Source organism: Thermobifida cellulosilytica TB100 (assembly GCF_001517975.1).
Classification (GTDB): Bacteria; Actinomycetota; Actinomycetes; order Streptosporangiales; family Streptosporangiaceae; genus Thermobifida; species Thermobifida cellulosilytica.
The window spans coordinates 343,730-366,780 of the sequence record NZ_KQ950180.1; the positions used below are offsets into that span (position 1 = coordinate 343,730).

Sequence of the window (23,051 nt, forward strand, 5' to 3'; positions counted from 1 at the left end):
GTGCGGCCCGCCCCCACCTGCCGGTCACAGGAGGTCGCGGACGCGGCGGCGGGCGGTCTCCAGCTCCTCGGGGGTGAACAGCTTGGCGTAGGCGGGGTGGCTGAGCACGACCGCCTCGACGGTCAGGTCGGGCCGTCCCAGCTCCCACAGCTTGACGAAGCCGTCGGAGATGGTCGGCTTGGACAGCAGCAGTTTGGCGGTGGCCAGGGCGCCGCGCTCGTTGAGCATCTTCCGGAAGTAGGTGGGCCGGTACCCGGTCTCCGCCCAGGTGCGGTCGCACACCGAGTTGAGGGCCTCGTCGAACGCGGCGAGGATCTCCGGGTCCGCTCCCCCGTCGGCGGCCCCCGCTCCGGCGGGCGGGGCCGACTCCGTCTCCCCGGCGGCCTTGGCGTTGCGCCGCCGCGCGTACTCCAGCAGCGCGTCGGCGGAGGTGAACACGCGGTATCCGAGCCCTTCCAGGGCGGCTTCGTCGGCCTCCTCCGGGTCGAGTTCCAGGACCACCGGGTCGTCCTGGCCGGTCTGCAACCCGTCCGGCCAGTACGCCTCGGCGACGGCCAGAGGGCGCCCGTCGGAGGGATCGGCGATCTCGACGTTGCGTTGCGGCGCGGCGCAGCCGAGCGCGGCCAGCTCCTCGACGAGGGCGTCGAGCTGGGCGGCGCGGGCGTCGCGCTCGGTGTCCTCCTCCTCGACCACGGCGACCCGTCCCAGCGCGACGCTCTCCGCGGCCTCGGAGCGCCCCTCGCGGAGCTCGTCGAGGAAGCGGTTGGCGGCGTCGGCGAGCAGCCGGGTGCGTTCGCTGAGGAAGTCCTCGTAGCGCTCCACCTCGCGCAGCGCAGGGTCGAGGGGGATCCACTGGGAGGCCAGCGCTCCCGGGTTGCGCTGCTCGACCTCGGCGAAGTACTCGCGCGGTTCGCGCTTGCCGATCTTCAGGTTGGTGTCCTGGGTGAGGAAGCAGAAGTTGGCGACCGCGTTGACCTGGCGGCGGTTGTAGTGCTGCTTGAGCAGGGCCTTGGGGAAGATGTGGTGCACCTGGAGGCTGGTGAGGCGGCCCAGCATCTCCTTGCGCAGCGGCAGCCCGGAGCCGAAGTCCTGGGCCTGGCCGACCCGGGTGAGCAGGTACAGCATCGGGTAGAAGCGGGAGCCCATGGTGGAGCCGGAGAAGTCGACCGGGCGGACGGTGAGGGCGCCGCCCCGCCACTGCTCCAGCACCCGGATGAGCCCGTCGACGCCGTCGTCCTGCACGGCCGCGTAGTCCTGGGCGAGCATCGTCTCGGTGGAGCCGGAGTGCCGTCCCCACAGGGCGGCGTGGACGTACCAGTAGAGGACGCGGTCCCGGTGCCGGGCGTCGTCGAAGTCGCCGCCGTTGAGGTGGAGCAGGCGGCAGACGACGGGGACGGCGTAGCGGCCCATGAGCACCCGGTCGTGGTCGAGGCCGAGGCGTCCGGAGACGGTGTCGAGGAACTTGCCGATGTAGTCGACGGCGGCGTCCAGCGCGTCGCGGAACTGCTGCGGGCTGACCTCCTCCAGGGCGGAGAAGAAGGCGCGCCCGGTGGCGACCGCGGTGACGCAGCGCAGCAGCCAGTCGAGGCTGAAGGAGAAGCCCATCTCCTCCCAGCGGGCGAGGTGGCCGCGCATGATGCCGCGCGCCTCCGGCCACTCGGCGCAGATGTTGGCGAGCGCGAGGTCACCCTTGGACAGTTTGGTGCCGCCGGAGTTGACCCGGTTGAAGATGTCGACGACGACGTCGACGGTCTTGTCCCGGCCGGTGATCTTCTCCTCGTGGAAGTCGCGTTCCTGGATGGCGTGCAGTTTGGTCAGCCGCTCCATCACCGCGATCATGTCGGTGCCGGGGGCGCTCGGGTCGAAGGTGGAGAGCGCGGCGCGCAGCCCTTCGGTGAACAGCCGGGACACGTCCACCCAGCGCGAGTCGCCGCGCATCTTGGTCGCGGTGTAGAACTCGAAGACCTCGGTCTCGACGTTGAAGTGCAGGCCGGTGAAGGCGGTGGCGTCGCCTTCGAAGAAGGCGGGCGGGCGCCCCCGCATCACCCCGTACAGCGAGGTGATGCGCTGCTGCCCGTCGAGGAGCAGCGCCCGGGTGCCGGAGACGTTGGCGGTGACGCCGCGGACTGCTTCCGGGTCCACCTCGGTCTCCCACACCAGCAGCGAACCGACGGGGTACCCCAGGTAGAGGGAGCGCATCAGTCCTCTGACCTGGTCGCGGTTCCACACGTAGCCGCGTTGGAACTCGGGCAGCAGCATCGCCCCGCTGTCGATGTGGTCGAGGATGGTGGAGAGTTTGGTCATCGGTGGCCTCGTTGGGGGATTCGGTGCTCGTCGTTCCTGAGTCCTGTCCGGCCGGCTGTGCGGCGCCCGCCGGGCCGGGGCCGGTCAGAAGATCTCCAGTTGTCCGGGGGTGGGCCGCACGACGGCCCTGATGTGGCCGAGGGTCTCGGGGGACACCTCGTAGAGCAGGTCGACGTCGTCGGTCCACACCGCGAAGGCCGACCGCAGCGCGTCGGGGAGCCGCCGGAGCTTGGCGAGTTCGAAGGTGAGCGCGGAGTCGTCGCCGATCTCGGCCGCGGAGCGCACCGCGGTCCAGACCTCGGCGAAGCTGGCGAACAGGTCCCGGAGGTGGGCGGCGCAGCGGTGGATCCGGTCGAGGAGTTCGGCCGCGGTCTCCTCCCGGTCCGCGTCCTCCTGCTCTTCGCCGTCGGCCGCCGGTTCGGGGAGGTCGTCGTCGGCGAAGAGCGCGTCCTGCTCCTCGTCCTCCGCCCACCGGGGGATCTCCCCGCTGGGCGTGTAGCCGACCTTGCCGGGCACGGCCCAGTAGTCGGTGCCCCAGTCGTCGAGCAGCACGTCCTTGGCGACCCGTGCCAGGGCCGCGTAGACCCGCAGCGGCGTCTCGTCGAGGTCGCGGACGGTGGCGCACAGGTCGTCGACGTACCGGCTGATCCGGGGGTAGCGGTAGTCGTCCAGGTCGTCGCCGATGCGCGCCGCGTAGGCCCCGATGCGCCGGGAGATCTCGGTGAGCGGCTGGTCGAGGGCGACGAATTCGGCGTTCAGCCGTTTCTTGAGCTCCTTGTACTCCTCAAGCGCTTCCCTGTCCCTCAGCACGGGGCCTGCTCCCTACAACCGGTTTCCAGACGTGGGAACCGTAGCAGCCGAATAGGACATTCCGATTGCTTTTCGCACTCGCTTTATTTCTCGAACACCTGTTCGCTAATTCCGTTTTGTCTGCCCCCTGTGCTACCCATAGCGTTCGACCGTCGTGCGACGTCACGGCGGACTGCCGCGAGACACCACGGGATCTGGGTGGTATGGACGTCTTCTCCGTTCACGGTGAACTGATCAAGCACTACAGTGAGTACACGAGTTCGCTGGTCCACGTCCGCGATCCGCGGATCGCCGACTATCTGAAACAGGAAAAGGAGCAGAAACTCCGCTGGCCCGATCCGTGGCTGTCCCTCAATCCCAACTTCGCCTCCGGCGGCACCGTATCCGAACTGGTCGCCGAGGGGGTGCTGCGCCCCGAGTGCGAGCGTTTCTTCCGCAACAAGAAGCGCGAGGACGACCCCGGCGAGGACCCGCTCACCCTGCACCGCCACCAGCGGGAGGCACTGGACGCGGCCCGCACCGGCGACAGCTACGTGCTGACCACCGGCACCGGTTCCGGCAAGAGCCTCTCCTACATCCTGCCGATCGTGGACGCGGTGCTGCGCGAGCCGACCGAGCCGCACGGCGGCAGGATCCGGGCGATCGTGGTCTATCCGATGAACGCCCTCGCCAACAGCCAGCACCACGAGCTGACCAAGTACCTGCGCTGGGGCCTGCCCCGCCGCGAGCAGCGGATCCGGTTCGCCAGCTACACCGGCCAGGAGGACCAGCAGCAGCGCGACCAGGTGTTCGCCAACCCGCCGCACATCCTGCTCACCAACTACGTGATGCTGGAGTACCTGCTGACCCGCCCGCACGAGCGCCAGCAGCTGCTCGTCGCGGCCCGGGGACTGCGCTTCCTGGTCCTGGACGAGCTGCACACCTACCGGGGCCGCCAGGGCGCCGACGTGGCGCTGCTGGTGCGGCGGCTGCGCGACGCCTGCGCCTCCCCGGACCTGCAGTGCATCGGCACGTCGGCGACGATGGCCTCGGCGGCCACGTTCGCCGAGGCGCGGCAGCGCGTGGCCGAGGTGGCGTCGCGGCTGTTCGGCACGCAGGTCAAACCGGAGCGGGTCATCGGCGAGACGTTGCAGCGCGCCACGGCCGACCTCGACCCCTCGCCGGGGGAGCTGGTGCGCGGCATGGACGCGGTGCTTGCGGGCGCGGAGCGCGACTACCAGGCGCTGGCCGCGGACCCGCTGGCGAGCTGGGTGGAGTCGACCTTCGGCCTGGCCGTGGAGGAGCCGGAGCGGGCCGACGCGCCCGCCCGCCTGGTCCGGCGCCGCCCCACCACGCTGCCCGCCGCCGCCCGGCAGCTCAGCGAACTCACCGGGGTGGACGGGGGGCGCTGCGAGGAGGCCATCGCCGAACTGCTGCGGCAGGGCTCCCGGGTCCGCCACCCCGGGACCGGGCGTCCGCTGTTCGCGTTCCGGCTGCACCAGTTCCTGTCCAAGGGCGACACGGTGTACGTGAGCCTGGAGCCGCCCGGGGAGCGCCGCATCACCGGCAAGTACCAGGTGAGCGTGCCCGGCGAGCGCGACAAGGTGCTGCTGCCGCTGGCGTTCTGCCGCGAGTGCGGCCAGGAGTACCTGACGGTGAACCGCGTCACCGGGCGGACGGGCCCGGCGTTCTACACCAGCAACCAGCAGCAGGACGAGAGCGGGGAGAACGAGGTCGCCACCGGCTACCTGTACGTCAGCGAGGACCTGCCGTGGCCGGCGGACCCGGTCGCCGAGGGGCGGCTGCCCGACTCCTGGGTGACGGTCGGCGACGACGGCGCCCCCCAACTGCTGTCCCAGCACCGTGACCGCCTCCCCCAGGAGAAGTGGGTCGACCCGTCCGGCCGCGAGACCGCGCGGGGGGAGGGCCTGCGGGCGTGGTTCGTCCGGGCTCCGTTCCGGTTCTGCCTGCGCTGCCGGGTCTCCTACGAGGAGCCGCGGATGAACGACTTCGCCAAGCTGGCGACGTTCGCGGCGGAGGGCCGCAGTTCGGCGGTCACCCTGATCAGCGGCAGCGTGGTCAACGCCCTGGAACGCCAGGAGGGCCTGCCGCCCGAGGCCCGCAAGCTGCTGACCTTCGTCGACAACCGGCAGGACGCGTCGTTGCAGGCGGGCCACTTCAACGACTTCGCCCAGGTCGCCCAGTTGCGTTCGGCGCTGTACCGGGCGGCGCTGGACGCCGGGGAGGCGGGACTGCGCTACGACACGGTCGCCGAACGCGTCACCGAGGCACTGGACCTGCCGCTGGCCGAGTTCGCACAGCAGCCCGACGTGAAGTTCCAACGCCGCAAGGAGACCGTGGCCGCGCTGCGCGGCGTGCTGGGCTACCGGGTCTACACCGACCTGCGGGACGGCTGGCGGGTCACCATGCCGAACCTGGAGCGCACGGGCCTGATCCGGTTCGACTACCTGGACCTGCCCGAGATCGCCGCCGACGAGGAGAGCTGGCAGCAGCGTTCTTCCGGAAAGCAGAAGACTCCCGTGTCGGCGTTCCTCCGCGACGCCCCCGCCGAGCTGCGGCTGCGGCTGTGCACGATCCTGCTGGACGAGATGCGCCGCTCGCTCGCGGTGGACGCCGAGGAGCTCACCGAGGCCGGGTTCGAGCGGCTGCGCAGCCGCTCGGGCCAGCTGCTGACCGGCCCGTGGGCGCTGGGCGACAACGAGCACCCGGTGGCTCCCGTCACCGTCTTCACCTCCTCGCGCCGCACCGGCCAGTCGCGCTCCGTCAAGAACATCACCGCCCGCGGCGCCTTCGGCCGCTACCTGCGCCGCCCCGGCCTGTTCTCCCACGTCCAGCCGGACCGCATCACGGTGGACGATGCGGAGCTGGTCATCAACGACCTGGTGGGGGTGCTGGCCGACCTGGGCCTGCTGGTCCGCATCGAGGAGGGGCCGTCGGGGCCCGGCTACCGGCTGGCGGCCTCGTCGCTGATCTGGCGGGCCGGGGACGGCTCCGCCGGCATGTCCGACCCGCTGCGCAAGACAGTCGACGAGGAGGCGGGCGCGTACGTCAACGAGTTCTTCCGCGACCTGTACCGCGAGGGCGCGACCCGGTTCCGCGGCCTGGACGCCAAGGAGCACACCGCGCAGGTGCCCGGCGAAAAGCGCAAGGAGCGGGAGGACGCGTTCCGCGCCGGCACGCTGAAGCTGCTGTTCTGCTCGCCCACGATGGAGCTGGGCGTGGACATCTCCGACCTGAACGCCGTGAACATGCGCAACGTGCCGCCGACCCCGGCCAACTACGCGCAGCGGTCGGGACGCGCGGGCCGCAGCGGCCAGCCCGCGCTGGTCACCACCTACTGCTCCACCGGCAACGCCCACGACCAGTACTACTTCCGCCGCTCCGACCGCATGGTCGCGGGCAGCGTGGAGCCGCCCCGCCTCGACCTGGCCAACCAGGACCTGGTGCGCTCCCACGTGCACGCCATCTGGCTGGCGGAGACGGGCGTCCACCTCAACAGCAGCATGAGCGACGTCCTGGACGTGTCGGAGGAGGACGGCTCGCTGCCCACGCTGGAGCTGCGCCCCAGCATCACCAGCCGGATCAACGACCTCGAAGCGCGGCTGCGCGCCGCCGAACGCGCCCGGGCGGTGCTGTCGGGGCTGGGGCTGGAGGAGGCCCCGTGGTGGCATCCGCACTGGATCGAGGACGTGGTGCGCAACGCCCCCGCGAACTTCGACCGCGCCTGCGAACGGTGGCGCAGGCTGTACCTGAACGCTTTCGAGGAGCAGCGGGAACAGAACCGCCTCGCCAACGACCCGAGCAACGACCCGAGGCGCAAGAACGAGGCGAAGGCCCGCCGCAAGCACGCCGAGTCGCGGAAGGAGCTGCTGCTCAACCAGGACAGCAACCACCCGTTCAGCGACTTCTACACCTACCGCTACTTCGCGTCCGAGGGCTTCCTGCCCGGCTACTCCTTCCCCCGGCTGCCGCTGGCCGCCTACATTCCGGCGCGTCGGGAGCACGGCACCTACCTGCAGCGCCCCCGGTTCATCGCGGTGTCGGAGTTCGGCCCGGGCGCGCTGATCTACCACGAGGGCCAGCGCTACCAGGTCACCAGCGTGCAGGTGCCCACCGACGGCAGCGGCGAGCTGAGCACCACCGAGGCCCACGTGTGCGCCTCGTGCGGCTACTGGCACGAGCGGCGGGCGGGCGCGGACACCTGCGACGAGTGCGGCCAGCCGCTGCAGGCCCCCATGCGGGACCTGATGCGGTTGGAGACGGTGTTCACGGTGCGCCGCCAGCGCATCTCCTCCGACGAGGAGGAGCGCCGCCGCGCCGGGTTCGAGCTGCGCACCACGTTCCGCTTCTCCGACCACGGGGAGCGGTCCGGGCGGGTGGCGGCGACGGTCCGCGCCAAGGACGGTTCGCCGCTGGCCGAACTGGTCTACGGTGACGCGGCGACGGTGCGCGTGGTCAACGTGGGCCGCCGCTACCGCCGCAACCGCAGCGAGGTGGGTTTCTGGTTGGACTCGGTGACGGGGCGCTGGCTGAGCGAGTCCCAGGCGCTGGAGAGCGCCACCGAGGAGGAGCGGCTCGAACCGGTCGGGAAGGCGAAGAAGCCGACCAAGGTCGTCCCCTACGTGGAGGACCACAAGAACATCCTGGTGCTGCGCTGGGCCGATTCCCTGAAGCCGGAGCAGGCGGTGACCCTGCGCTACGCCCTGGAGCGCGGCATCGAGGCGATGTTCCAGTTGGAGGACTCCGAACTGAACAGCGAGGACCTGCCCGACCCGCAGCAGCGCGGCCGCATGCTGTTCGTGGAGAGCGCCGAGGGCGGCGCGGGCGTGCTGCGCCAACTGCTCGACGACCCGGAGCAGCTGGGCAAGGTCGCGGAGAAGGCGTTGGAGATCATCCACGTCTCCCCCGCCGGCGTCGACCTGGGGCACGCGCCCGGCTCCTCTGAGCGCTGCGAACGCGGCTGCTACGACTGCCTGCTCGCCTACTCCAACCAGCGCTACCACACGGCCGTCGACCGGCTGTCGGCGGTGGAGCCGCTGCTGGCGCTGGCCGACAGCCGGGTGGAGGCGGCGGGCGGCGGCGCGCAGGACCGCGCCGAGCAGCGCGCCGGCCTGGACCGGCTGGCCGGCAGCGGCCTGGAGCGGAAGCTGGTGGCGGTGCTGGAGGAGGGCGGCCACCGGCTGCCCGACGAGGGCCAGGTGACGGTGCCGCAGGCACTGGCCCGCCCCGACTTCGTGTACCGGCTGCCGGAGTCCCCGGTGGCGGTGTTCGTGGACGGCCCGCACCACGGCGACGCCCACCAGGCGCTGCGCGACCTGCAGGCGCAGTACCGGCTGGAGGACCTGGGCTGGCTGGTGGTGCGGTTCCCGCACGACGCCGACTGGGGAAAGATCATCGCCGCCCACCCGAACGTGTTCGGTCCCGGCCGGGGCAGGTGACCGTCTCCGGCGGTCTTGGCACCGGGGGCCGGTGCTCCGTGCTCCTCGGCCTCCGGTGTCGATCCCGACGCCTGCTGTCCGCGCTTCCCAGTCCTCCGGAGACGCCCGCCCTTCCCCCGCCCTCTGGAAACATCCGCCTTCCCAACCCCTCCCCCACCGCAGCCCAGGTCAAAGCTGCCGGGCCTCCCGGCCGACGCCCACCCGCCACCCATCCACCTGGAGAACCCCGAACCTGAAAACCACTCCTCCGCTTCAGCCGCGCTCCGCACCCGGGCGACAAAAGCCCTCAACCCGCCCCGACTGTCCCCCCGAATCTCTAAACTGACCTGGTATCCCCCGATCGACGACTGCGAGGTTTCCCGTGTCCCCTGCTCTGCGAGGTGGTGCCGCATGAGTCCCGCCGGTACGGCAGCCTTCGAACCCGGCTCCCTGGTGAAGGGGCGCGGACGCGAGTGGGTGGTGCTGCCCTCCTCCGACGACGCCTTCGTGGTGGTCCGCCCCCTCAACGGCGACGACGCCCTCACCGCGCTGCTCTTCCGCGACGAGGTGGAGCCCGCCGACTTCCCGCCCCCGTCCACGGAGTCGGCCCAGATCGGCGACCACGCCTCGGCGTCGCTGCTGCGCACCGCGATGCGGGTGGGGTTCACCTCCACCGCGGGGCCGTTCCGCTCCCTGGGGTCGATCAGCGTGCAGCCGCGCCAGTACCAGTTCGTGCCGCTGCTGCTGGCGCTGCGCATGGAGACGGTGCGGCTGCTGATCGCCGACGACGTCGGCATCGGCAAGACCGTCGAGGCGGCGCTGATCGCCAAGGAGCTGCTGGAGCGCGGCGAGGTGGACCGCATGACGGTGCTGTGCTCCCCGGCACTGGCCGAGCAGTGGCAGGCGGAGCTGCGCGACAAGTTCGGCATCGAGGCCGAGCTGGTGCTGCCGTCCACGGTGCGCCGCCTGGAGCGACCGATCCGCACCGATCAGTCGGTCTTCCGGGAGTACCCGTACACGATCGTCTCCACCGACTTCATCAAGTCCGAGCAGCGCCGCGCCCAGTTCCTCAACCACTGCCCCGACCTGGTGATCGTGGACGAGGCGCACACCTGCGTGAGCGCGTCGGGCGCCGGGCAGCGCCAGCGGCGTTTCGAGCTCCTGCAGAAGGTGGCCGCCAAGCAGGACCGGCACTTGATCCTGGTCACCGCCACCCCGCACAGCGGCAAGCAGGACGCGTTCCGCGACCTGCTGGGCCTGCTCAAACCGGAGCTGGCCGACGTGGTCGAACACGAGCTGGGCACCCGGAAGGGCCGTGAACTGCTGGCCCGCCACTTCGTGCAGCGCCGCCGCCGCGACATCCGGCACTTCCTCGACCAGGACACGCCTTTCCCGAAGGACCGCGAGGTCCGCGACCAGAAGTACGAGATGAGCCCGGCCTACGCCGAGTTCAGCGCCGACGTGCTGGCCTACGCCCGGGAGACGGTCGCCGACCCCAGCGGCACGGGGGTGCAGCAGCGGGTGCGGTGGTGGTCGGCGCTGGCGCTGCTGCGGTCGGTGGCGTCCTCCCCGGCCGCGGCCGCGGCCACGCTGCGCACCCGGTCGGCGGCCCTGTGCGCGAACAGCGTGGCCGAGGCCGACGCGCTGGCGCGGGAGTCGGTGTACGACACCGACAGCGAGGCCACGGAGGGGGTGGACGCCGTGCCCGGCGCGGACGCCGACTCCGAGATCCTGCCTCCGGCGGCCGCGCGGCGGCTGCAGGAGCTGGCCGAACGCGCCGAGAAGCTGACGGGCGTCGAGCACGACACGAAGCTGAAGGCGCTGATCAAAACGGTCAAGGGCCTGCTCGCCGACGGCTACGACCCGATCGTGTTCTGCCGCTACATCCCCACCGCCCGCTACGTCGCCGACGAGCTGCGCAAGGCCCTGAAGAAGGGCTGCGCGGTGGAGGCGGTCACCGGCGAGCTGCCTCCGGCCGAGCGGGAGGCCCGCGTCGCGCAGCTCACCTCGGCCGAGGGCCGCCACGTGCTGGTCGCCACCGACTGCCTGTCGGAGGGCGTGAACCTCCAGGAGCACTTCCGCGCGGTGGTCCACTACGACCTGGCGTGGAACCCCACCCGGCACGAGCAGCGCGAGGGCCGCGTGGACCGGTTCGGGCAGCGCGCCGAACGGGTGCGCGCCGTCACCCTGTACGGGGTGGACAACGGCATCGACGGCATCGTGCTGGACGTGCTGATCAAGAAGCACCGCACGATCGCCGAGCAGACGGGGGTGGCGGTGCCGGTGCCCGCGTCCAGCGAGTCGGTGCTGCAGGCGCTCGCGGAGGGCCTGCTGCTGCGCGGCCAGCAGGCGCAGCTCGAACTCGACTTGGGCGTCACCGAGGCTCGCCGCGCCCTGGACCGCGACTGGGAGCTGCTGTCGGAGCGCGAGTCGAAGCGGATCACCAAGTTCGCGCACTCCGGCATGGACCTGACCAGTGTGGAGGAGGAGCTGAAGCGGCTGGCGCCCGCCGCCTACGACGAGCTGGGCCGCCCCAGCGACATCGCCGCGTTCGTGGAGCGCGCGCTCGCGGAGATGGGCGTGCAGGTGCGCGCCGACGACGAGAAGCTCACCGTCTCCCCGCAGGTGCTGCCGCCGGGGGTGCGCTCCGCGCTGGGCGTGCCCGACGACGTCAGGAAGGATCTAGTGTTCCGCCGCGACCTGCCCGCCGGGCCGCGCGAGCACGTGCTGATCCGCACCGACCCTGCGGTGCGCGCCCTGGCCCGCTACGTGCTGGAGACCGCGCTCGACCCGAGACCGGAGGTGCGTCCGGCCGCGAAGCGCTGCGGGGTCACCCGCACCGCGAAGGTGTCCACCCGCACCGTGCTGCTGCTGGTGCGCTACCGGTTCCTGCTGACCCTGCCCGGCGTGGACGGGCCGCGCACCGTGGTGGTGGAGGACGCCCGCCTGCGCGGCTACCGGTCGGGCGCGCAGGGCCGCGAGTGGCTGGACGACGCCGAGGTCGCCGCGCTGCTCGCCGCCACCCCCGACGCGAACGTGCTGCCGGAGCTGGTGCAGCGGCAGGCGCAGCGCGCCGTCGCCGAGATCGACGAGGTGCGCGGCGACCTCGACGAGCTGGGCGTCGCCCTCGCCGAGGAGCTGCGCCAGGCCCACTACGACATCCGCAAGTCCGCCGAGGCCCGCGTGCGCGGCCTCAAACTCGTCCCCCACGACCGCGCCGACGTGCTCGGCGTGTACGTCTACCTTCCCCTGGGAGGCGCCCAGTGAGCACCGTGACGTCTGTGACCACGACGGCGGCGACGGCCGCCGCCGCGACCCCGCGCGGCTACTCGTCGGTGCGCGTGGTCGGTTCGCTGCTGACCGCTGACCTGATCGGCCGGATCGGCTCCGGCGACCCGCAGTTGAAGGGCCTGCGTTCGGAGGACTACGGCCTGGTCCCGGGGCGGCGGCTGGGTGAGGCGGCGAGCCGCCGCTGGGAGGAGCTGCTCGGCGTGTACCGGGCGTTCCAGCAGCAGCTCGCCAAGGCCGGACCGGACGAGTCGCTGGTGACGCTGACCCGGGAGCGCTGGCTGCTGCCGCTGTTCGACGCGCTCGGTTTCGGCCGCCTCCAGTACCGGCGCGGCGGCCTGACCGCCGAGGGCCGCACGTTCCCGGTCAGCCACCTGTGGCACAACGTGCCCGTCCACCTGGTGGCGTGGGGACGCGACCTGGACAAGAAACGCGGCGGCAACGGAAGCGCGGGCGGCGACCGCGCCCCCCAGTCGATGCTCCAGGACTTCCTCAACTCCAGCGAAGCGCACCTGTGGGGCATCGTCAGCAACGGGCAGAAGCTTCGGCTGCTGCGGGACGCCGCCTCCCTGGCGGAGGCCGCGTTCGTCGAGTTCGACCTGGAGTCGATGTTCGACGGCGAACTGTACTCCGACTTCGTGCTGCTGTTCGCGCTCGCCCACGCCTCCCGGTTCGAGCCGCACACCCCCGAGGCCGAGGAGGAGGATGAGGGGCGGGCCCCGGCGAAGGCGAGCGTCGCGGACTGCTGGATCGAGAGGTGGCGGGTCGAGGGCGACCGCACCGGAATCCGGTTCCGCGACAAGCTCCGCGACGGCTTGCAGGCGGCCCTGGAGGAGCTGGGCACCGGCTTCCTGGAAGCCAACGAGGAGCTGCGGGAGAAGCTGCGCGCCGGGGAGGTGTCCCGCCACGACCTGCGCGACGAGCTGCTGCGGCTGGCCTACCAGGTGCTGTTCCTGTTCGTCGCCGAGGACAAGGGCGTACTGCTCGACCCGGACGCCGACGAGACGGCACGGGAACGCTACCGCGTCTACTTCTCCACGCAGCGTCTGCGCCGTATCGCCCTGGAGCGGGTGGGCGACCGCCACGACGACCTGTGGCGGACCCTGCTGATCGTGCTGGACGCGCTCGGCTCCGACGAGGGCCGCAAGGAGTTGGCGCTGCCCGCGCTGGGCGGCCTGTACTTCACCGCCGAGGCGTTGGGAGACGGGGGCGCGCGGCCGGAACTGCTGCGCGGCGGGGGGATCACCCTGTCCAACCGGCGGCTGCTGGCCGCGGTGCGCCACCTCACCCGGGTCAAGGACGAGAGCGGACGCTGGCAGCAGGTGGACTACCAGCACCTCGACGCCGAGGAACTGGGGTCGGTGTACGAGTCGCTGCTGGAGCTGATCCCGTATGTCGACTCCGCCAACCGCGCCTTCGAACTGCGCAGCGCCGCCGGGAACGACCGCAAGACCACCGGCTCCTACTACACGCCGTCCTCCCTGGTGGAAACCCTGCTGGACAGCGCACTCAACCCGGTCATCGAGCGGTACTCCGAGCGGGGAGTTCCCGACGACCTGCTGAAGATCACCGTGTGCGACCCGGCGTGCGGCTCCGGACACTTCCTGGTGGCGGCGGCCCGCCGCATCGCCCGCGCCTACGCGGTCCTGGAAGCCGGGGACGAGGAGCCCACCCCCGACGCCATCACCAGGGCCATGCCGAAGGTGGTGCGCCACTGCATCTACGGTGTGGACCTCAACCCGCTGGCGGTGGAGCTGACCAAGGTGTCGCTGTGGCTGGCGTCGCTGGAGCCCGGCAAGCCGCTGGCGTTTTTGGACGCGCACGTCAAGGTCGGCAACGCGCTGCTGGGCGCGACGCCGAAACTCCTGGACGGCGGCATCCCGGACGGGGCGTTCAAGGCGCTGGAGGGCGACGACAAGAAGTTCGTCGGCGTGCTGAAGAAGCAGAACAAGCAGGAGCGCCAGACCGGGCAGATCAGCGTGCTCGCCGCCGGTGAGGGCTTCTCCAGCAACGTGGAACTCGCCGAACGGGCTCGCCGGATCAACCGGACCGCCAAACCGGGCCTGGCCGGCATCCGCGAGCAGGCACGGCAGTGGCGTGAGCTTGAGGCGTCCCCGGAGAAGCAGCGCCGCAAGCGGGTCGCTGACGCCTGGTGTGCGGCGTTCGTCTGGCCGAAGCGCCCCGACGCTCCCGCCGCCATCACCACCGAAACCGTGCGGCAACTCGAAGAGGCAGGCGGAACCCTCACCCCGGAGCAGACCAGGCAGCTCGACAACCTGGTCAAGAGCTACCACTTCTTCCACTGGCACCTGGAATTCCCGGAGGTCTTTCCCGGGATTGACGAGGACGCGGAGGACTACAACCCGGACACGGGATGGCAGGGCGGCTTCACGTGCGTGTTGGGGAACCCGCCGTGGGAGCGGGTGAAACTCCAGGAGAAGGAGTTCTTCGAGTCGCGCGCCCCGGAGATCGCCAAGGCCCCGAACAAGGCCAAGCGGGAAGCCCTCATCAAGCAACTGGGGGAAACCGAGGAGGGCGCATACCTGCTTCGCGAATTCCAGGAGGCCAAGCACCGGTCCGAGGGGATCAGCCTGTTCCTGCGCGAGTCGGGGAAGTACCCGCTGAACGGACGCGGCGACGTCAACACCTACTCGGTGTTCACGGAACACGGCAGGGAGCTGCTTCACCCTCGCGGCAGGCTCGGCATCATTGTTCCCACCGGGATCGTCACCGACGCCACCACCCAGCATTTCTTCAAGGACGTCGTGAAGCGGCGGGTTCTGGCGACTGTCTACGACTTTGAGAACCGAAGCAAAATCTTCCCTGCCGTTGACAGCCGCGTGAAGTTCACCCTGCTGACCCTGGCTGGACGCGCAGCCAACGTTGAGCGCGCCGAGTTCGCGTTCTTCCTGCACAGTACAGCCGAACTGAGCGACCCGGAGAAGGTCTTCACTCTCAGCGCCGAGGAGATCCTGAAACTCAACCCGAACACCGGAACCTGCCCGGTCTTCCGTTCCCGCCGCGATGCCGACATCACGTTGAAGATCTACGACAAGGCCCCTGTCCTCATCAAGCGTGGGGAAGAGGAGGAAAATCCGTGGGGCGTGTCGTTCATGCGCATGTTCGACATGTCCAACGACTCCGACCTGTTCAAGACCCGTGAGGACCTGGAGGCCGACGGCTGGCGCCTGGAGGGCAACGTCTTCGTCCGAGGCGAGGAGCGGATGCTTCGGCTCTACGAAGGAAGAATGGGACACCAGTTCAACCACCGCTTTACATCTATCGAACACGACGAGGTGAAAATCAGCGAAGAACAGCTTCTCTCAGCAGAGACTGTTGCTTGGCCTGAGTATTGGGTATCCGAAAAGGAAACCACCAACCGCTTGTCTCGGCGAAAATTCCACTGCAAATCTGGACTCCTGGGCCACCGACGAGTCGCTCGTGACACCGATGAGCGGACCGTGATATCGGCAATCATTCCATGGGGGGCAGCCTCGTACGGGTGGATCATCACCTCTGGCCCCGATGCATGTGACCTCGCCACTCTCTCCGCGATCTACAATTCACTCCCCTACGATTACCTACTAAGAAATTCCCTTAGCCAACCAAGCATTCCCCAAGGAACATCAGAACAGATAGCAGTTCCCACAAAGGAATCTATAAATAATTTTACTGATTTTGCTCTTAGTGACCGAAAGTGGATCGTTTCCCGGGTGCTCGAACTCGTTTACACCGCTTGGGATTTGGAACTCTTCGCGCGCGACCTCGGAGACTCCATGCCCCCTTTCATCTGGAACAGCGAACGACGGTTCCTGATTCGCTGCGAAATGGACGCTGCTTTCTTTCATCTGTATGGAATTGAGCGGAACGACGTCGGTTTCATCATCGACAGCTTCCGAACTTTTCGGAACAATGATCCCGAGCGGTTCTATCGCACCAAGGACACGATCCTCGACATCTACGACGCGATGGTGAAGGCCATCGAGACCGGTGAGCCATATCAGACGGTCCTCGACCCGCCCCCCGGCGAAGGTCCCCGCCACCCTGCGCGGGACTGAGGCCGACCTCAGACACACGACAGCCGCGCAGCCGAGTGCGGGTACTCGGCTGCGCGGCTGTCCGGCAACGTCAGCTCTCGAACTCTTCCCGGTTGAGGCTGGCGACGAAGGCCCTCCACTCAGCGGCAGGGAAGGTCAGCACGGCGGCGTCGGGGTGCTTGGAGTCACGGAGGGCGGTGGTGCCGGGAAGGTTGGCGACTTTAAAGCAGTTGTCGTGCTGGCCACTGTAGCTGCTCCTGCGCCAGTGCGGCAGAGAAACTTCAACACAGTTCTCGTTCGCGCCACTGTATCTACTTCTTCTCCATATCCGCCGGTCAATCACTTACTTCTCCTCCCAATGACCGGATGACATCGTTGATGAAGGCCAGCGACTGCTCTTGGTCCAAGGAGGAATCCCTGACGTTGTAGAACATGGAGTTGAAGTACTCCAGTTCTCCTGCTTCTTCCAGGAAAAGGCCACACACAGGCGTCTCCACGTAAGCAACGCTTGAATCCCGCGGATCAGGGAAATCCATGATCAGAAAACTACCCTCGGTTGCCAGGTGCGCCCCCGCTGAAAAGGGCAGGACGTAGATCTCCACGTTGTGACGCACGGCCATGTAAGTCAGACGCCGAAGCTGCATAAGCATTACGTCCTTTGACCCGAAAGGCCTACGTAGCACAGCTTCATCGAGAACAGCCTGGTAGAGCGGCGGGTCAACCCTGTCCAGGATCTGCTGCCGTCTCATCCTGGCACCGACTCGCAGCATGACCTCGTCAACCGACCGAGTCTTGTCCGCACCGATGACTGCCTCTGCATATCCAGCCACCTGGAGTAGCCCTGGCACCACCTGCGCCTCGTAGACACGGAACGCTGAAGCTTCCGTTTCGAAGTCGACCAAGTCAGTGGGGAAGATGCTCCTGTACTTGGCCCACCAGCCACGCTCACCGGCAAGCCTGGCCAACTCATGCAGGTTCTCGCGATCTTCCTTGTCGGTGACCCCGTACAGCTTGAGCAGCTTGTCCAGGATCTCCGCAGAGACAGTCTTGGACTCCGCCGACTCGATCTTGCTGAGGTTGGACCTGCTGATCCCCGTCTTCTCTGCCACCTCTTGCAGGGACAGGCCGTGCGACTTTCGGAGGCGGCGCAGCTCTGCCGAGAGCCGACGTCGACGGATAGTCGGACTGTAGGGAGCGGACATGGGAGCGAGTCTAGGGCAACCTCCTTCGACCTTTTTAGTGGATTCCCTTGAAGCAAAGTAGATTCCACTCCATTATGAATGGAGTCTAACAGCTCAGAGCACTCCTGGAGGAGACATGGCTCCGCCCATGCATGCCCACAGCGCCCTCTCACTCACAACACCGCAGGTCAACCGCCTGCAAGCCCATCCCCGCACCGACTGCCTCGCCCGGCTCGCCGAGGCGGTCCGGTCCCTCGGGGGGACCGCTCTGCTGGCCCTGTCCTCGACCGCACACCCGGTGCTCTACGTCCGAACCCCGGACCGCCTCGTGCCGGTCGTGGTGGTGCAGGGGATCACCGGCGGTTGGTGGTTCATCTGGGGCCGCACCGGTCAGGCGCCCGTCAGCCACGTCGAAGGGGCCGCTGCGGCGCTGTGCGCCGACACCGCTTCCGCGCCGCGCCGGAACCTGGTGGCCGCGCGCCGTTCCTCGTTGAGGGGAGCGGCCTGATGAGCACCACCCCCGACACCGACGCCAGCACCTCCAGGCCCAGCCCTGGGCATCCGTGCCCGGTCTCGAAGTTCTGGGAGCTGCCCGGCGACACGGCGCTCTGCCCCGACCTGCGCCGCCGGGTCCGCACCAGCCTGGCAGGCTTCACCCACCTGGTCGACGACGCCGAACTGGTGGCCTGCGAACTGTTCGCCAACGCCTGCCGCCACACCCGCAGCGGCCAGGAAGGCACGGTCTCGGTCAGCCTGTCGGCCCTGCGCACCGGACTGGTCCTCATCACCGTCACCGACCAGGGCCCCCACACCGACCCGCACACCGGCCTCCCGCACATCCCCCACACCCGCCGGCCGAGCACCGATCCGCTCACCCCGGGCGGGCGCGGCCTGCTCCTGGTCGCCTCCCTGGCCACCCACTGGGGCCACTGGACCACCGAGGCAGGCGGCACCACCGTCTGGGCCGTCTTCGCACCCCCGACCACCACCCCCACCCAACTCCCCTGACCCCGCACCCGCCACCAAGGACCCGCACCAGACCAACGGTGTCCCCTGCCGGGGCGAGCCTCCACGCAGCCGCACCCGCGCGTAAGCCGTCCGCGCCGCTCGCCCTCGCCCCACCCCAAGGACCACACCCAGGCCCCAACCCGGCCGACCAAAAGGGCCTTCACCCAGGCCCCAGCCCTCTGGAAACGCCCGCCTTCCCGATCCCTCCCGCGCCCCAGCCCAGGTCAGGGCTGCCGGGCCTCCCGGCCGAAACCCACCCGCACCCGAAAAACCTTGGGTTCCCCAACCGGAAACCCGATCCCTCTGCTTCGGCCGCGAGGCGCGGCAGCCCTGAGGTCGCCCCGGGCCCGGGAGGGATTCGAACCCCTCCCTCTCCACACCCATCCCAGGCCCACCCCAAGGACCACACACCGGCCAGCTCAAGGACCTTTCACCCCGGCCCCTGAGAGGCCCGCCTTCCCAGCCCTTCCCGCAGTTCCGGAAGTCCGCCTATGACCGCACCCGACACCGACGCCATGCCCGACACCGCCCACACCGCGCCCGCATCCGGCTCCGACGTGTCCGACCCCCGCCACGAACCCCTACGGTTCGGCTACACCCTCACCGAACTCGACGACATCGCCGCAACCGCCGCCGCCACCGTCCACCACCGCAGCCACCTCAACCGCGACATCCGCGTCCAGACCGCCTGGGAGGCCATCACCACCCACCTCTACGCAACCGACCAGGCCCCCACCCGCCACACCCTGCTCACCGTCGCCTGGAACGCCATCCGCCAGGCCGCCCGCGCCGACTGCGCCTTCCGCGGCTGGCAGCCCGGCTACGAGGCGGTCACCCGCCCCGGCTTCGAGCGCTACTGGGCGTTGAGCGCCAACCCGCACCCCAGCCCCGAGGCCGCCGTCGTGGAACGCCTCGCCCTCGCCCAGATCTGGCCCCGGCTGCGCCCCCGCCACCGCGAACTCCTGCTCGCCCTGGCCGTGCACGACGACTACACCCGCGCCGCCGAAGCCGTCGGCCTGAAGTACCACAGCTTCGTGTCCTGCATCTCGCGGGCCCGGCGCGCCTTCCTCGCCCTCTGGCACGAGCACGAGGCCCCGTCCCGGCCCTGGGGCCACGACGTGCGCGGCAAGCAGCCCACCACCCGCACCGTCACCGGAACCGTCCTGCGGCTGCGCGAACGCCGCCGCGCCCAGCGCGACACCCCGCCCCGGCCCCGCGGCCCCCGCAGGAAGGACGTCGGCGTCCCCGACGCCGAGCTCGCCCGCCGCTACCTCGCGGGCGAGTCCCTCGCCTCCATCGCCCGGTCCGTCGGCCTCGGCAAGACCACCGTCCACACCCGCATCCAGCCCCACCTGGGTGAGCGCCGGTGAAACGCGGTCACACCCGGTTCTCGACCGGCGTCTGGACGCTGATCTGGTTGGTGATCGGCGTGTAGATGTCCACGTCGACGTCCGGAGCCGACAACGACACCAGCAGGGAGTAGCGCACAGCACGCTCCCGGCGGTCGCCGAGCTTGGTCTCCTTCCACCACCCGTTGACAGGAACGACACCGATAAGGCCCGACTCTGCCAACTGAGCCCCGGTCCCGCTCCAGATGTCGCAGCTCACGGATCCCTTATTCCGACTCTCCGGGCCGATAAACCAGTTCTTGTCCTCCCCCTGACTCTTTTTGGAGCGACTGTTCTCCTCATCAGAGGCTTCTCTGCCGATCCGCTTCACGAAGTCCTCATCGGATTCCTCTGGTTTTTTGACCGCGAAACGCAACTGGTGGGAAGCGTAGCTGTAGCGGCCTCGCCAACCTCGGCGGGAGGGGTTCGGTTCCACGAAATAGGAGAGCGTCACCTTCATGTGACACTGTACGTCCCACAACTGCCGGAACACCTCAGCCGGCCAGGGAAGTTCGTGCAGACGGAACTTCCGTATGGAGAACCTGCCAGACTTGCTTTTCTCAAAGGGGTGGAACTCGTCCTCAATCAGCATGGTGACGGTGTTGCGGAAACTGTTGAGGACGGCTTTCTCCCGTGGGACCCCCCAGCCGTACTGTCGCAGCAACTGCTTCCTGTCCGTCTTCCTCTTCGCGCCGTTGAACTTGGCCTGCATCGGCTCGGTCCACTCTGCGGCGTGCACGAGGAGTCCTCGCACGGTCTCCGGCCACAGCTTCGGATAGCGTTCCCACACGAGCGCGCAGAGGCGGGCGGCCTGAGCTGTGGCCGCGCTGGTGGCGTTCGCCGTGTGCAGCAGATCCGGTGGAGGCCCCGTGGTCACCAGGCTCACCGACTCGTGATCGACTGCATGGGTGAAGTTCTTGTCCCGCAGGAGGTTTCCGCCTTCCAGGACGATGTCGGGCTTGTTGGGCCACGGCTTCCTGAACTCGACCGCGGTCCGGCTCCAAGGTGACAGTTCACCTCGGGGAGCGAGCGGCGTGTAGCCCTGGAGCTCCGGAACGCTCGGATCTCCCATGAGTTCCGTGTACGCGCCAACCGTCAGGACGTTCCACGCCTGAGCTGGAGCCTCGATGACTGACGTGACATTGACGTCCAGATAGTCGTCCCCGCTGAAACCGTGGTTTCTGCTGTACCTGTTGTTGTCGACGTTTCCCGCAGAGACGACGTAGAGTCGCGCTGCCTCGGGATCGGGGTCTCCGAGCAGCTCAATCCCGTTGTCACTGCGCGCAACGTCGGTACCGAACGCCAGTGCGTCAAGCGATGCGGACCACGCGGTCGGGAGTCCTTGTGTCGCGGGGCTTTTGAAGTCGGTAATGGGCAGGGAGAAAGCTCGTCTGCGTTCCGGGTCCGCTGCCTCCGCCAGTGCGGTCCCCGCAGCCGTCACCTCCCCGTACAACGGAAGTTCCGTCGCCCGTCTCGCATCGACGATCTTGACCGACTCCAGAAGAGTGCGTATGAGGGGTGCCTCGGATCCCACCAATGCCTTGTCCAAGCTATCCCCGAACAGCGCGAGACCGGCCATACGGGTTCCGTGGTAGTTACCCCCGTCCGCAGGAGTGGTATCCGGCAGCGCGGTGAGCGGCGGGTGGGCCAGGAACGGCCGCAACAGCGGGTGCTCCCCCAGAATCCCGGTGTCGAGGAGGCAGACGGCCGGCGCCCGTCGGTCCGGTGGAGTCAGCCTTCTCGCCAGGTCGTAGACAAGTTCGCGTCGCAGGTCGGTGTCGGCTCCGGCGAGCTCGTGGATCTCGCTGGGCCGGTGCAGTTCGGCGAGGGAGGCGTCTGTGGCCACGATCGGGGCGAGGTCACGGGCGCTGGCGTAGACGTTGACGATGACATGGTCGTGGATCGTGAGCGCTCCGCTGACCGTCCACCCGTACCGCTGGGCCGCGATCCGCAGCGATTTCAACGGCTGGTGTTTCGGTGAGCGGCGAAGCAGCCACACCTCCCACCAGAGAGGGACGTCTTCATCGGGGAACTCCGCCTCCTCCACCCAGAAGTCACGGAGAGCCGCGGTCATCAACTGCTGGATGTGAGCGACGGTTTCGGCGTGCCTGGGTTTGCCGTTCGGACGGTCTTCTGTGGCGAACTCGTCGAGCCGCTTGAGGAAATCCTCCTGCGCCTTCGGTGGCAGCCAGACCACTGCCCGCTGAGGGGCGTCCTTGGTCTGAGGGTGCTCCACCAGCAGTCTTCCGCCGTCGGCTCTGGTGCTGTCCAGCCCTCCCAATGAGAACTGGTAACCCGAACAGCCCACAACGGAGACGGTGATCCCTTTGTCCTGAATCTCGGTGGGAACACTGGCCTTTCGTTCTTGTACCTCTTCTTGGACACGGGTGAGTTGCGTACGGAGACTGCGGGCGTGTCCTCGCCGATCCGTGATCGGACGTATGGCCGGGGGTCGTCCTCCCCCACCGGGTTTATAGGCTCTGTCCTGGCCGGTTCCAGGAACGACAAGGTGCGGGAGCCCCGACCAACGGGAGCCCCCGGAGGGGTTCTCGGTCATGCGTGAGCCAGGCGCCTTTCATCCAGAGCGCTGATCAGATCGGTGTTGGTGACAGATTCCGAATCGCTCAGGATAGCGTTCTTCGCGGCGGTTTCCGCTGCTCGTACGAGCTCGGCATGGCTGAGGCCGTCCACGTGGTCATGCAACTGTTCCCAATCGACGCCCGAGGTGTCCATGACGGCCAACCGTCCACGGAGCACCCGCACGGCTTGTTCCGCATTGGGACGATCGTAAGCGACAACCATGTCGAAGCGCCGGAAAAGCGCCCGATCCAGTAGATCAGGATGATTTGTCGCCGCTACAACTAGACTTTCCGGACTTGTCTCATCCAGGAAGAGCAGGAACGTGTTGAGAATCCTCCGCGCCTCGCCCACGTCGTTTCCTGCCCCGCGTTCACCGCCGAGCGCGTCGAACTCATCGAACAGGTAGACCGCACGGGTCTGAACCGTGGCGTCGAAGATCACGCGCAGCTTAGCCGAGGTCTCCCCCATGAAACGGCTGATCAGACCGTCGAGGCGGATGGTGAAGAGGGGGAGGCCCAACTCCTTGGCGAGGACGGCCGCCGTCATGCTCTTGCCCGTCCCGGGCGGCCCCACCAGCAGCAGTCGGTGCATGGGAGCGAACCCGAAGCCCTCCAGGCGCTCCCGCTGCCGCTGCTCACGGATCACTCGTTCCAGGCGCGCCCGCACTCCGTCGGCAAGCGTCATGTCCCTGAGCCGAATCTCCGGGTACTCGGCCGTGACGAGTTCGGCGAGTTCCCCCTTCGGCTTGACCACCGGTATGGGCCCCGTCCTGCGGGCTGTCGGCCTGGACTGCGCAGCGTCAATGAGTTCACGCAGATCCGCGGCGAACCGGGTGTGCCCCTGCCGTGCCGCCTTGGCCGCGACCTGAAGCGCGACCGAGTAGAAGCCCTGGTCGTCGTCTCGGGCGTGTGCACGAACGAGTGCCCTGACGTGGTCCGCGGTCGCAGCCATGTCGCCCTCCTCGCCGTGCGTGGGGTACACCTCCGGAGGCCAGTTAATGACCTAGAGGACTGACTTAGTCACTCTGCGCTCAGGCGT

The 23,051-nt window shown here is 68.8% G+C and carries 12 protein-coding genes; 6 read left to right on the forward strand and 6 right to left on the reverse strand.

Annotation, left to right across the window (positions count from 1 at the left end):
• Positions 1-24: 24 nt before the first annotated feature.
• Both AC529_RS01490 and AC529_RS01495 read right to left on the reverse strand, forming a co-directional pair.
• Positions 25-2,304: a GmrSD restriction endonuclease domain-containing protein gene (locus AC529_RS01490; protein WP_068753124.1), complete on the reverse strand. Its 2,280-nt coding sequence runs from the start codon at positions 2,302-2,304 to the stop codon at positions 25-27.
• 84 nt (positions 2,305-2,388) lie between these two features.
• Positions 2,389-3,114 carry a hypothetical protein gene (locus AC529_RS01495; RefSeq protein ID WP_068753125.1) on the reverse strand — a complete coding sequence of 242 codons (726 nt, stop codon included), beginning with the start codon at positions 3,112-3,114 and terminating at the stop codon, positions 2,389-2,391.
• A 203-nt stretch (positions 3,115-3,317) separates the two neighbouring features.
• Between AC529_RS01495 and AC529_RS01500 the strand changes: the two genes are divergently transcribed.
• The 3 genes from AC529_RS01500 to AC529_RS01510 all read left to right on the forward strand — a co-directional run bounded on the left by AC529_RS01500 (position 3,318) and on the right by AC529_RS01510 (position 15,877).
• The gene (locus tag AC529_RS01500; RefSeq protein WP_068753126.1) at positions 3,318-8,552 is read left to right on the forward strand and encodes a DEAD/DEAH box helicase; all 5,235 of its coding nucleotides are present in this window, start codon (positions 3,318-3,320) and stop codon (positions 8,550-8,552) included.
• 390 nt (positions 8,553-8,942) lie between these two features.
• Positions 8,943-11,798 carry a helicase-related protein gene (locus AC529_RS01505; protein ID WP_068753127.1) on the forward strand — a complete coding sequence of 952 codons (2,856 nt, stop codon included), beginning with the start codon at positions 8,943-8,945 and terminating at the stop codon, positions 11,796-11,798.
• A gap of 14 nt (positions 11,799-11,812) precedes the next feature.
• The gene (locus tag AC529_RS01510; protein ID WP_068754376.1) at positions 11,813-15,877 is read left to right on the forward strand and encodes an Eco57I restriction-modification methylase domain-containing protein; all 4,065 of its coding nucleotides are present in this window, start codon (positions 11,813-11,815) and stop codon (positions 15,875-15,877) included.
• 70 nt (positions 15,878-15,947) lie between these two features.
• Here AC529_RS01510 and AC529_RS19310 read toward each other — a convergent pair whose 3' ends face one another.
• Both AC529_RS19310 and AC529_RS01515 read right to left on the reverse strand, forming a co-directional pair.
• Positions 15,948-16,199 (reverse strand): DUF397 domain-containing protein, encoded by a 252-nt coding sequence (locus AC529_RS19310; RefSeq protein WP_083947853.1) that lies wholly within the window; start codon positions 16,197-16,199, stop codon positions 15,948-15,950.
• On the reverse strand, positions 16,192-17,058 hold the full coding sequence (locus AC529_RS01515) for a helix-turn-helix domain-containing protein (protein WP_068753128.1): 867 nt from the start codon (positions 17,056-17,058) through the stop codon (positions 16,192-16,194). The genes AC529_RS19310 and AC529_RS01515 overlap by 8 nt, the downstream gene beginning before the upstream one ends.
• 127 nt (positions 17,059-17,185) lie before the next feature.
• Between AC529_RS01515 and AC529_RS01520 the strand changes: the two genes are divergently transcribed.
• The 3 genes from AC529_RS01520 to AC529_RS01530 all read left to right on the forward strand — a co-directional run bounded on the left by AC529_RS01520 (position 17,186) and on the right by AC529_RS01530 (position 19,415).
• A complete protein-coding gene (locus AC529_RS01520; protein ID WP_068753129.1) occupies positions 17,186-17,545 on the forward strand; it encodes a hypothetical protein in 360 nt (119 codons plus the stop codon).
• Positions 17,545-18,045 (forward strand): ATP-binding protein, encoded by a 501-nt coding sequence (locus AC529_RS01525; protein ID WP_068753130.1) that lies wholly within the window; start codon positions 17,545-17,547, stop codon positions 18,043-18,045. The genes AC529_RS01520 and AC529_RS01525 overlap by 1 nt, the downstream gene beginning before the upstream one ends.
• Before the next feature lie 491 nt (positions 18,046-18,536).
• Positions 18,537-19,415 carry a hypothetical protein gene (locus AC529_RS01530; protein ID WP_068753131.1) on the forward strand — a complete coding sequence of 293 codons (879 nt, stop codon included), beginning with the start codon at positions 18,537-18,539 and terminating at the stop codon, positions 19,413-19,415.
• A 7-nt stretch (positions 19,416-19,422) separates the two neighbouring features.
• On the opposite strand, the gene AC529_RS01535 is transcribed toward AC529_RS01530, so the two are convergent.
• Together AC529_RS01535 and AC529_RS01540 are read right to left on the reverse strand one after the other, a co-directional pair.
• A complete protein-coding gene (locus tag AC529_RS01535) occupies positions 19,423-21,714 on the reverse strand; it encodes a S8 family peptidase (protein ID WP_198156258.1) in 2,292 nt (763 codons plus the stop codon).
• 272 nt (positions 21,715-21,986) lie between these two features.
• Positions 21,987-22,964 (reverse strand): AAA family ATPase, encoded by a 978-nt coding sequence (locus AC529_RS01540; protein WP_068754378.1) that lies wholly within the window; start codon positions 22,962-22,964, stop codon positions 21,987-21,989.
• Positions 22,965-23,051 lie beyond the last annotated feature (87 nt).

Bases quoted from the DNA above. Each gene is read 5' to 3' on its own strand.
- AC529_RS01520 (WP_068753129.1), top strand. From the start codon at position 17,186: ATGCATGCCCACAGCGCCCTCTCACTCACAACACCGCAGGTCAACCGC.
- AC529_RS01530 (WP_068753131.1), top strand. From the start codon at position 18,537: ATGACCGCACCCGACACCGACGCCATGCCCGACACCGCCCACACCGCG.
- AC529_RS01500 (WP_068753126.1), top strand. From the start codon at position 3,318: ATGGACGTCTTCTCCGTTCACGGTGAACTGATCAAGCACTACAGTGAG.
- AC529_RS01490 (WP_068753124.1), bottom strand. From the start codon at position 2,304: ATGACCAAACTCTCCACCATCCTCGACCACATCGACAGCGGGGCGATG.
- AC529_RS01515 (WP_068753128.1), bottom strand. From the start codon at position 17,058: ATGTCCGCTCCCTACAGTCCGACTATCCGTCGACGTCGGCTCTCGGCA.
- AC529_RS01525 (WP_068753130.1), top strand. From the start codon at position 17,545: ATGAGCACCACCCCCGACACCGACGCCAGCACCTCCAGGCCCAGCCCT.
- AC529_RS01540 (WP_068754378.1), bottom strand. From the start codon at position 22,964: ATGGCTGCGACCGCGGACCACGTCAGGGCACTCGTTCGTGCACACGCC.
- AC529_RS01505 (WP_068753127.1), top strand. From the start codon at position 8,943: ATGAGTCCCGCCGGTACGGCAGCCTTCGAACCCGGCTCCCTGGTGAAG.